This is a genomic window from Hyunsoonleella flava (genome assembly GCF_004310325.1).
In the GTDB taxonomy this organism is placed as follows: domain Bacteria; phylum Bacteroidota; class Bacteroidia; order Flavobacteriales; family Flavobacteriaceae; genus Jejuia; species Jejuia flava.
In genome coordinates this window covers 290,864-302,180 of record NZ_SIRT01000003.1, presented here as the reverse complement: position 1 = coordinate 302,180, position 11,317 = coordinate 290,864, and the positions used below count along the sequence as shown (strand labels likewise).

At 35.6% G+C, this 11,317-nt stretch carries 10 protein-coding genes; 4 read left to right on the top strand and 6 right to left on the bottom strand.

What is annotated here, in order from left to right; genetic code table 11:
* Positions 1–247: 247 nt before the first annotated feature.
* From EYD45_RS06495 to EYD45_RS06475, 5 genes are all read right to left on the bottom strand, one after another.
* Positions 248–1,033 carry a class I SAM-dependent methyltransferase gene (locus EYD45_RS06495; protein ID WP_130963725.1) on the bottom strand — a complete coding sequence of 262 codons (786 nt, stop codon included), beginning with the start codon at positions 1,031–1,033 and terminating at the stop codon, positions 248–250.
* Positions 1,034–1,125: 92 nt separating this feature from the next.
* Positions 1,126–1,380, bottom strand: coding sequence for a hypothetical protein (locus EYD45_RS06490; RefSeq protein ID WP_130963724.1), 255 nt, complete (start codon positions 1,378–1,380; stop codon positions 1,126–1,128).
* Entirely contained in the window at positions 1,373–1,771 is a 399-nt protein-coding gene (locus EYD45_RS06485) for a hypothetical protein (protein WP_130963723.1), read from the bottom strand. Before EYD45_RS06485 ends, EYD45_RS06490 begins: the two co-directional genes overlap by 8 nt.
* A 13-nt stretch (positions 1,772–1,784) precedes the next feature.
* Positions 1,785–2,330 (bottom strand): RNA polymerase sigma factor, encoded by a 546-nt coding sequence (locus tag EYD45_RS06480; RefSeq protein WP_130963722.1) that lies wholly within the window; start codon positions 2,328–2,330, stop codon positions 1,785–1,787.
* A 202-nt stretch (positions 2,331–2,532) separates the two neighbouring features.
* Complete coding sequence (locus EYD45_RS06475; RefSeq protein WP_130963721.1) at positions 2,533–3,024, bottom strand: CIA30 family protein; 492 nt, start codon at positions 3,022–3,024, stop codon at positions 2,533–2,535.
* Positions 3,025–3,508: 484 nt separating this feature from the next.
* Between EYD45_RS06475 and EYD45_RS06470 the strand changes: the two genes are divergently transcribed.
* From EYD45_RS06470 to EYD45_RS06460, 3 genes are all read left to right on the top strand, one after another.
* Complete coding sequence (locus EYD45_RS06470) at positions 3,509–5,125, top strand: CTP synthase (RefSeq protein WP_130963720.1); 1,617 nt, start codon at positions 3,509–3,511, stop codon at positions 5,123–5,125.
* Between the two features lie 87 nt (positions 5,126–5,212).
* A complete protein-coding gene (gene yidC, locus EYD45_RS06465; protein ID WP_130963719.1) occupies positions 5,213–7,111 on the top strand; it encodes a membrane protein insertase YidC in 1,899 nt (632 codons plus the stop codon).
* 204 nt (positions 7,112–7,315) lie between these two features.
* Positions 7,316–8,011 carry a toxin-antitoxin system YwqK family antitoxin gene (locus EYD45_RS06460; RefSeq protein WP_130963718.1) on the top strand — a complete coding sequence of 232 codons (696 nt, stop codon included), beginning with the start codon at positions 7,316–7,318 and terminating at the stop codon, positions 8,009–8,011.
* A 532-nt stretch (positions 8,012–8,543) separates the two neighbouring features.
* Here the strand turns inward: EYD45_RS06460 and EYD45_RS06455 are convergent.
* Positions 8,544–9,932, bottom strand: a complete 1,389-nt coding sequence (locus EYD45_RS06455; protein ID WP_130963717.1) for a fasciclin domain-containing protein — start codon at positions 9,930–9,932, stop codon at positions 8,544–8,546.
* A gap of 192 nt (positions 9,933–10,124) precedes the next feature.
* Here EYD45_RS06455 and mnmA point away from each other — a divergent pair, with 192 nt between their 5' ends.
* Entirely contained in the window at positions 10,125–11,312 is a 1,188-nt protein-coding gene (gene mnmA, locus EYD45_RS06450) for a tRNA 2-thiouridine(34) synthase MnmA (RefSeq protein ID WP_130963715.1), read from the top strand.
* The last annotated feature ends 5 nt before the right edge of the window (positions 11,313–11,317 follow it).

The window sequence follows — 11,317 nt, the reverse complement described above, 5'->3', positions numbered from 1 at the left end:
ATAACTCCGAAATGAAAATATACTACCAAAAACGTGTTGAAAAAGGGAAGAGCAAAATGAGTACCTTAAACATTATTAGAAATAAATTGATTGCTCGCATCTTTGCGGTTATACAAAGACAAACACCTTATGTGGATACATTAAGGTTCGTAGCTTAAATTTTAACAAATTTTTTTTGGTCGAATCATAGAATACGCGCCCCATCCGCTAAGTGCCATGTCAAAACCAAAAATTACTGTTTATCTGCTTAAGCCTTTTCAGCAATCACATATAAATAATCGCCCTTGTCGTTTTGGTAAGCATCTATAATTTGTTTTATGGCACCACTGGAAACATCCTCTTGCAATCGTTCCAGTCCACGTTCCACCTCTGTTTTATTTGATAAATGAGAAAACGAAGAAATCCCATGTTGTACCTGAGGGTCAAAATACAATTCAGGCTCATGCTTGCCACAGTATAAAAATTGGTCTTTCAAATCAGGTTGAATAAAATAAGCTTCGGTATTTTTAAAAACCAATCCTGAATTTAAAATTGCAGACTTTACCCTTTCTAATGATGGCATTTGCGCCATAGAATCTTGCAGCATTTTTGGAAAGTAATGGTTAAGCCAATACCCTTCCATTTGTTCTGGAGTTGAGGTAAAAATCACAATACGCCCTTTAGGTTTCAAAACGCGATGTAATTCAACTAATGCTTTTTTTAAATCTGTCCAATGGTGAATGGTAAGCGACCCAATAATACCATCTACCGAAGCATCCGGTAGTTGGGTGTCTTCGGCAGTCCCAATGCGCCAGTCAATAGCGTCATTAAGCAATTTAGCCTTCACAAGCATCAACTCAGAAGGGTCAATACCAATAAACTGATATCCTTGTTGTTGTAGGGCATTAGTATAATTTCCGGTACCACAACCAATATCTAAATACGTACCTTCCGCAGAAGGTCTCAAGAGTTCAATAAGTTTTTTGGTAAGAAAAGGATCGGCTTTTCTTGTAGAATTATAATTGCTACCAATTGTATTGTATTTAGCTGCCATTACCAACCTTATATCTTTATAATTAACCAAAATACAGTTTTAAACTGCCAAATAAAAATGTAGGTACTGGTTGCAAAAGGTCATTCCCTTATTTAGCTAGGTAAAACATCACAAAAGAAGCCCTGAGTTTTTAATTGATTAATAATATCAGCTTCACTTAGGTTTTTAGTAGCCTTAATTTTTAAAACATTATCAATATCTTCGGTGTCAATAGACCATTTTATAATATCTGTATTACTATCAAAAAAGGATTTTACTTGTTTTACTTTTTGCTGTGTTCCAATATCGGTTCGTAGAATAAAAAGTTGTGTTTTCAATTCGTAATTAAAATAAAAAAAGTTAGTCATTATTAGGTTGTTCTTGAGTTAGTCTGTTTAAATAATTTTCATAGGCTTTATTACCTTCTTCTTCCCAAAATTTATCATAGTGTTTCCATTTAGAGAAATCGCGCTTGCCCTCTTTTTTACAAGATGTTTTGTCTTTGCTGGAAGAACACTTACTGCCACCACTTCCGCAGCCACCAAGTAAAATCTTAAGAAGAATAAATAACCCTACAGCTTGCCAATATGTAACTGTGGGCAGATCAAAAAGTTCTGGCATTAACCAGTTCCAAAGCCACATTAATACAAAACCAAAGAGTATGGCTAGTCCAGTTATGGCTATAATTCCGAAAATAATCATACCAGCAATTTCACCTGGCGATTTACCTCTCATTTTATGTTTAAAGAAATTTGACATGGGTATATTGTTTTTAATTAATGGTTTCTTTTTTAGATTTAAGTGTTTTGTATAACAAGGAAATAGCCCTGTGGCGCCGCGACATTAAAGTGCCAACCGGGATACCTGTTTCTATAGAAATTTCCTTGTAACTGTAGCCCTCAAAATCTACCGCGATAATGATGTTTTTATAATCGGGTTTCAGGCTTAAAATGGCTTTTTTTAATTCAGTTTGTATTTCCTCTGGGTAAGATTTGGTGTCATTATCATATAGCAATTCTGCAAGAGTATACATTTTAGTTTCTATACTTTCGATTGGGTAGGGCGGTTTTTTGCTAGTGGCTCTCATAACATCTATAATTTTGTTTTTTATGGCGTGGTACACAAACCCAGCAACGTTGTTAATGGGTGAGTATCGGTCTGCTCCCGAAAACAATTTTAAAGCCACATCTTGGATGATGTCTTCCGCATCACGGTTAACACTCGCCTTCAGTTTAGAGTTCACATAAGACTTAAGCGAATGGTACTCCTCACTAAAAAACGTATGAAGCTTTTTGTTGTTTTCTGATTGATGATTCATGTAAAGGCTTTTTTATCAGCACTTCAACTATAAAGACGCAAAAGTTTAAAACCATTGCGTTTTTTTATGATTATTTTTAATAAGACGATTGGAAAGAAGAAATGTTTCGAGAAATTTAGTGGAAGTTTTAGAATACTTCCTATCTGAAAAATGGCGGTTCAACTATAGTTGAGAACAAACCTTATATTTTGAACTTAAATCATTATTGCAGTACGATAGTATCAATCAATAATTTAAATTCTTCTGCTTTTTTATTGCCAAATAAAAATCCAAGTTCAGCAATAGTATCACCAGAAAAGTTGGGAATATCCAAAGTGCGTCCTCTAAATTTTGGAAACAAATCTTTTAAGGGTATTTTAATCGTTTCCCAATCTCCAGAAGTTGTAAAGTAGTTCACGTAAGAGTGGCGTTGCTCTATAGTTTCTTTAACCCGAAATTGATAGCGCTTACCATCACCTTTCAGTCGCAATACTATCTTAGAATAACCTTTAGTGCTTTCCGTTTTACCACGATATCGCACAGAAGAAAACCCACCATTATTTTCTAAGGATATAGTACCGTAAAACATGCCGTTGCCATCTGCATCCAGTTTAAAATCCCCAGACGATTTCCCGCCCATAACAACGTCATCAACAATTACCCAATTTTCGATATTGGAATTTTTATTAAAATCAAAAATGGCTTGCGTTTGCATGGTTAAGGTTGCTATGATTAGTATAAAAATTTTGATGAGGTTTTGTTTTTTCGTTTAACGTCCACTGTGTATGGCGTAGTGGGGCGCGCCCCACGGAGAGCCATTGTTGCGCCCCATTCGCTATACGCGTTGTTGTGTGTAGTTTCGTGGGGAGTTCACGTGGACTCGACCAAATATAGCCTAAAAATGGTTGGGGTGCAATAAACAGTGGACGTTGGATGTGATTAGTGGAAGGGGAGCGTTTGCAAAACGCGGTTCCACGTGCCGCAGGCAATTACATCCAATGTGTTGACGGATATGCGCCGTTATTTAATGGCTTATATCCAACGTTAAACGAAGATATCAGAAATTTTTTACAAAATCAAGGATGTGAAAGAGGTTTTAAAAGAAAACCACTGTTAATAACCTCCACCTAAATAGTTAAAAAACAATTCCCCAATAACTATTTTAATTTTGTAAATTTGCCTGCGTTTATAAGCGCAACATGACAAGCAAAACTAAGTACATTTTCGTAACGGGAGGGGTTACATCTTCACTAGGAAAAGGCATTATTGCCGCATCTTTAGCCAAATTATTACAAGCACAAGGGTATCGGGTTACCATTCAAAAATTAGATCCTTACATTAATGTGGATCCAGGTACATTAAACCCTTATGAGCATGGAGAATGTTACGTTACCGAAGATGGCGCAGAAACCGATTTAGACTTAGGGCATTACGAGCGCTTTTTAAATGTGCCTACAAGTCAAGCCAACAATGTAACTACAGGACGCATTTACCAAAGCGTAATTCAAAAAGAACGCGAGGGTAAGTTTTTGGGCAAAACGGTTCAGGTGGTCCCTCATATTACAGACGAAATTAAGCGTCGCGTGCAAATACTAGGAAAATCTGGCGATTACGACATTGTAATTACCGAGATTGGTGGTACTGTAGGTGATATTGAGTCCTTGCCGTACATCGAAGCAGTGCGACAGTTGCGTTGGGATTTAGGGGAGCATAACGGTATTGTTATCCATTTAACATTAGTGCCATTTTTATCCGCCGCAGGCGAATTAAAAACAAAACCCACCCAACACAGTGTAAAAACATTGATGGAAAGTGGAGTTCAGGCCGATATTTTAGTTTGTAGAACAGAGCATAATCTACCAAAAGATTTGCGTAGAAAATTAGCATTGTTCTGTAATGTTACTGCTGATTCTGTAATCCAATCTATTGATGCATCAACCATTTATGATGTGCCGAACTTAATGCTCAAGGAAGGTTTGGACAAAGTGGTTCTAGAAAAGCTTTCGCTAGATAGTACAAAACCAGACCTTGAAAACTGGAATAAGTTTGTACACCGCTATAAAAACCCAAAAACCGAAGTCAATATCGGTTTAATTGGTAAATATGTGGAATTGCAGGATTCCTATAAATCCATATTAGAGTCCTTTATTCATGCAGGTGCAGCTAATGAGGTAAAGGTAAATGTAGAATCAGTACATTCTGAGTATTTGAATGATGAGAATGCGCATTTAATGTTGGGACATTTAGACGGTGTGTTGGTAGCCCCAGGTTTTGGAGAACGCGGTATTGAAGGGAAGATATCTGCGGTAAAATATGTACGCGAAAATAATGTGCCCTTTTTAGGGATTTGCCTAGGGATGCAAATGGCGGTAATTGAGTTTGCACGTAATGTACTGAATTTAGATAATGCCAATTCCACAGAAATGGATCCTGATACTTTGCATCCAGTAATTGATTTAATGGAAGAGCAAAAAACCATTACAAATAAAGGTGGTACCATGCGTTTGGGTGCATGGGACTGTGCCTTAATGCCAGGGAGCAAGGTTGAAAAAATTTATAAAAAAGAACATATTAGTGAGCGTCACAGACACCGATATGAATTTAATAGTGACTATAGATATCAAATTGAAAAAGGCGGAATGCAGGCTACTGGATTAAATCCAAAAACCGATTTGGTGGAAATTGTCGAAATTTCAGATCACCCTTGGTTTATCGGGGTACAATACCACCCAGAATATAAAAGTACGGTGGCCAACCCGCATCCTTTGTTTGTGGGGTTCGTAAAAGCATCATTAAAACATAAAAACTCTAAATAAGTGCCATTGTGGCATTTTATTATATATTGGACAGCTTTTTGACAAGCAAAAGTCATTCGCTTCTTCTTGGAAGCACAATTTAATATTATGGAAGAAAAAAAGTTAGATATTAACTCGATTATAGGTTTTGTTCTCATTTTTGGAATAATGATTTACATGTTCTGGCAGAACAAACCAACACCAGAAGAACTAGAGGCCCAAGAAAAAGCAGAGCAAGAGCAAGTAGAGGCTGAGAAAAAAGCCAAAGAAGATAATCAAACTCTAGTTACAACACCAGCAGACTACACGCCAACCAAAGATTTAGATTCAATAGGACTTGTTCAGCTAAAAAATAAGTTAGGCATTTTGGCTTATTCTGAAACACTAGCTACTGGCGATGATAAAACTGTTGTTGAAACAGACGTTTTTAAGCTAACTTTTAATCATAGAGGTGGCTACTTATCAGAAGTTAAATTAAAGCAATTTGTAGACTACGATTCTATACCCATATACATCATTAAGGATAATAATGCTGATTTTAATTTAGGTTTTGGTACTACTGATAGCAGGGTTATAAATACTCGAGAACGATATTTTCAGCCTACGGTATCTAAAAATGGAGAGAATACCATTGTATCAATGAAATTTAAGATTACTGAAAGTAAATTTCTGGAATACCGATATGAGTTGAAGCCTGATGATTATATGATAGACTTCAGCGTGAAGTCTCAAGGTATGGGTGATGTTATAAATAGTTCGCAGTCCGTTAGCCTAGATTGGAAATTGAAGGGGTATCGTCATGCTAAAAGTATTTCATATGAGAACAGATATACAGATATTCATTATGAGCATGATGAAGGGAATACTGATTACACAGGCGCAAGAGATTCAGAGGATGACTTAAATGATGTGGTTTGGATAGGGTATAAGCAGCACTTTTTCTCTTCGGTGTTATTAACTGATGCACCGTTTAAATCCGCTAAAATTACAACTGAGAACCTCGTTGAAGATGAAGCCGTAGATACTGTATACACTAAAATGTTTACATCTAAAATTCCTTTGGAATTAAAGGGAGGCGAATTGAATGAATCTATGGACTGGTACATTGGTCCCAACGATTTTGATATATTAAATAGTTACGATAGAAACTTAGATGAAATTGTACCTTTTGGTTGGGGTATTTTTGGGTTGATAAACCGATACATCTTTATGCCATTATTTGGCTTCCTAGGAGGCTTTTTACCTTACGGAATAGCTATTGTTGTGATGACAATTTTGGTAAAAATATTATTGTCCTTCGTACAGTACAAACAGTTCCTGTCTCAGGCAAAAATGAAAATTTTGAAGCCAGAGTTGGACGCTATCCGAGAAAAGTACAAGGATAATAAAATGAAAGCACAACAAGAAACCATGGCGTTACAAACCAAGGCAGGCGCAAGTCCGTTGGCAGGCTGTTTACCGGCGCTTATACAGTTGCCAGTGTTTTATGCACTCTTCCAGTTTTTCCCTTCAGCGTTTGATTTAAGACAGAAGAGTTTCCTTTGGGCCGACGATTTATCATCTTATGATACCATAGCCAACTTACCATTTAATATTCCGTTCTATGGAAGCCACGTAAGTTTGTTTCCAATCTTAGCGGCTATTGCCATATTTTTCTATATGCAATTAACCACAGGGCAAAATATGCAATCGCAGCCACAGCAAGAAGGGATGCCAGATATGGGAAAAATGATGAAGTATATGATGTATTTCTCTCCAATAATGATGTTGTTCTTCTTTAATAACTACGCCTCTGGGTTGAGTTTGTACTACTTCATTTCAAACTTAATTAGTATTGGAATCATTTTAGTAATTAAAAATTACATCTTGGATGAGGATAAAATCCATGCGCAAATTCAAGAGAATAAAAAGAAACCAAAAAAGCAAAGTAAGTTTCAGGCCAGAATGAAACAAATGATGGAGCAGGCAGAACAGCAAAAGCAAATGCAACAGAAAAGAAAAAAATAAATTTAAAGCTGCCTTTTGGCAGCTTTTTTGTTAGTGAAACTCTATATTTTGATAAGGTTTAAAACGAAATCAAAATAGTAAGTTGAACTAATTCCACTTTTGCGGAATCTTAGCTCTACATGAGTCTTTTTTATCATAATAATTGTTATACCAAATTTAATTAAATGGCGTTAACAATTTATCTACTTCAAATTTAGTTTATAAATGAAAAAAATAGTCTTTATCTTTTTTTTATTTGGTGTTATAAATGGACTGCTAGCTCAAACCTTTAATCAATTCAATGAAAATGGTAAGCGCCATGGTGTTTGGAGAAAGTATTTTGAGGGTACTAAAGTTTTAAGATATGAAGGGGCTTTCAGCAATGGTAAGGAAATAGGTCTTTTCAAGTTTTACAAAAACATCAAAGGAAAAGCGGTTTTAAGTGCAACCCGACAGTTTAATGATAGTACAGATTTAGCTGAGGTCACTTTTTTTACTTCAAAAGGTAAAATCATCAGTAAAGGTAAGATGCGGGGTAAAACTTATGTAGGCACATGGAAATATTACCAAAAAGATTCGGATAAACTTTTAACGCTTGAACGTTACAATGAAAAAGGGCAACTTCAAGGGAAACGATTTGTTTATTACGAAAATGAACAAGTTGCCGAAGAAACAAATTATACAAATGGGTTGCTTCATGGCAAAGCGATTTATTATTCATTAAAAGGAGTTGTTTTAAAAACTATGTTTTATGTTGATGGCGAGCTCCATGGAGAGGCTAAATTCTTTAACCCTAAGGGAGAACTATTGGTTGAAGGACAATATAAAAAAGGAAAGAAACATGGGATTTGGCAGTATTATGAAAATGGTAAGTTAAAAGAAACCAAAGACTTCACGCTAAAAAGTAAATATAAACCATAAAAAAAAGCCCCTTGATTTCTCAAGGGACCATTTTCATAGACAATTTTTATTACTAACTATAAACTTTAAAACTTGCCTATACCAAACAAACCAAACTAAACTAAATATTTTAAGGTAAAGGTGGTAAAACAACCTTGATGATCGCGTTTGTAACACCATTTTAAGCTTGAACATCAACAGCAATTATGTTGCTTACCCTGTTGTCTGCGTCAGTCAAGGTTGCACCACCCAAGATATTTGCTGATATATCCACCTTATGCTATTATTTTACTTGTTATTAATATTTTTATTTTGTTTAACAAATTTACAAAAAAAATAAACAAAACAAAAATTATAATGATATTATCTTATATATTAACGGTCTAATTTTCAAACTGTTGGGGTGTTAAAATATAAATTGAAACATAATTAATTTTTCATTGTATCTTAAAGTAAAAAAAGCCTCTTAATTTCTTAAGAGACTTTTTTAATAGGCAATATTTTACTAACTATAAGATTTAAAACTTGCCTATACTAAACAAACCAAACTAAATTATGGTGCTGCTGGAAGCAACACTTTATCTATAACATGTACAACACCATTGGTTGCATGTACGTTTAATAAACTAGGTACTAAGCCTGCAGGAGGATTGCTCATTGCAGCATCTTGTACTGTTAATGCGCTTACGTCTATACCTACATTTTGATCATTCAACATTTCAACATCTCCAGTTACTAAATCACTTGAGAATACATAAGCACTTGCTTTTACTACGTGGTGGGTTAAAATCCCGGCTACAGCAGATGGATCTGTACCATTTATCGCATCAGCGTCTAAACCAGCTGCTAAGAATGCTGCGTCTGTTGGGGCGAATACTGTAAATGGACCGTCTGTGCCAAAAGTATCACCTAAACCAGCTCTTTGTAAAGCAGTAGCCAACAACGTGAATTCTCCAGGGTTACTGCCTGCAAATTCTGCTACAATTTCGTTTATTGTCTGCGTTGGTGGTAGTAAGACTCTGTCAATTACGTGTACCACACCATTAGAGCCTGATATATCTGTTGCTGTTACCATTGTGGTTCCATTTATCATAACTCCGCTTCCTGCATTAGTTAAATAAAAATCGCCTCCTAATGTTGTAATAGCTGCTGCAGAGCCACTTGTAGTTGGCAAATCACCTGCGTTTACTGTGCCATCTATTACGTGGTATGTCAACACAGCATCAGCACCGTTAACATCTGTTACACCTGCAGCTTCAAAAGCAGCATTTGTTGGTGCAAATAATGTAAGACCGTTACCACTTGGGCCATTTCCTAATAATACAGATAATACATCGGTATTGGCGTTCTGTACTGCTGCTATTAAAGTTGTAAAATCTTTGTTAAAATAAGCAGGTGCCACTATAGTACCTACTATTGGAGCTATTGATGGTGGTACCATTACATTATCAACTATGTGTGCTACACCGTTGGTACCTAAAGCATCAACTCCTACAATTTGAGCTCCAGCAATAAATACGCCTGTATCATCAGCAGTTATTGTTGCTGTTTCGCCATTTACCATTTGTAAATCGCCAGGACCAACCAAATTTGATGTTAAGGTGGCAGAGGCATAAACGTGATATTCTAAAACGTTTCTTAACACATCTTCTGGAACATCTTCGATACTGTTCTGTCCTATGGCAGCTAAAAGTGCATCAAATGCGTCATTAGTAGGTGCGAAAACTGTAAATGTTCCATCACCGCTCAAAGTATTTATTAGGTCTGGGTACTTGAGAAGAGCAGTCTCCAAACTCGATAGCTGAGGTGTAGCTTGTACAATCTCAACGAGGTTATTCGTAGGAACAAATGGTTCAGGACCGTCATCGTCACTACACGATAATACAAATATCGATGCTAGAAATAGCACGACTAATTTTTTTGTGGCTGTTAATGTTTTCATAGTATTTTTATGTTTTATAAATTTTGTTCAACAAATATACAATTAAGTTAAACATAAAAACAAATTTTGTTTCATAAAAAATTGTAAAAATTAAACAAAATGTTGTTTTTGTGCATTTCATCGATGTTTTTCTTTTAATGATAAGCTTAGTTTTTGTGTATCTTTGCACTCTCAAATTATATTTTATCGTTGATGAAAAGAGTAGTTGTCGGACTTTCGGGAGGAGTAGACTCTAGCGTTGCAGCGTATTTGTTAAAGGAGAAAGGTTACGAGGTCATTGGCTTGTTTATGAAAAACTGGCATGATGACTCTGTGACCATATCTAATGAATGTCCTTGGCTAGATGATAGTAATGATGCTATGCTGGTGGCCAATAAATTAAATATTCCGTTTCAAACTGTAGATTTGAGTGAACAATACAAAGAACGTATTGTCGATTACATGTTTAAAGAATACGAAAAGGGAAGGACTCCAAATCCTGATGTGTTATGTAACCGTGAAATAAAGTTCGACGTATTTATGGATATTGCCTTAGAACTGGGAGCAGATTATGTAGCTACTGGTCATTATTGCAGAAAAGGTATTCTAGAAAAAGATGGAAAGGTCATTTATCAATTACTTTCTGGTGTTGATACTAATAAAGATCAATCTTATTTTTTATGTCAGCTATCACAAGAGCAATTGTCCAAATCTTTATTTCCGATAGGAGAACTCACAAAACCAGAGGTAAGGGCCATTGCTACAAAATTAAATTTAGTCACTGCAGAAAAAAAAGATTCTCAAGGACTTTGTTTTATTGGAAAAGTAAAACTTCCTGATTTCCTGCAACAACAGCTTAAGCCTAAACAGGGTGTAATAGTTGAGGTTCCAGAAAATGCATCTATATATAATGTTATAAAAAAGCAATTTGCTACTAAAGAGAATGAACTTCAATATCTATCAAGAAAAATCGATTATAGCATCGAGAATGGTAAGGTAGTTGGAGAACATCAAGGCGCGCACTATTTTACAAAAGGACAGCGTAAAGGTTTAGCCGTTGGTGGCACACCAGAACCACTTTTTGTTATTGATACCAGTGTTATTGACAATATTATATATACCGGACAAGGAAAAAACCATCCTGGACTTTTAAAGAAGGCGCTTTTTATTAATAACAATGACATACACTGGATACGAGAAGACTTAACTTTAAATACAAATGAAACTTTGGAAGTGGATGCGCGTATTAGATATAGACAACCACTTCAAAAAGCTATCCTTTATAAAGTTGAAAACGGAATGTATATCGAATTTGAGTCTTTACAATCTGCCATTACTGAAGGTCAATTTGCAGCATGGTATATTAAAGATGAGCTTATAGGTTCTGGAGTTATTTCGTAACTTAG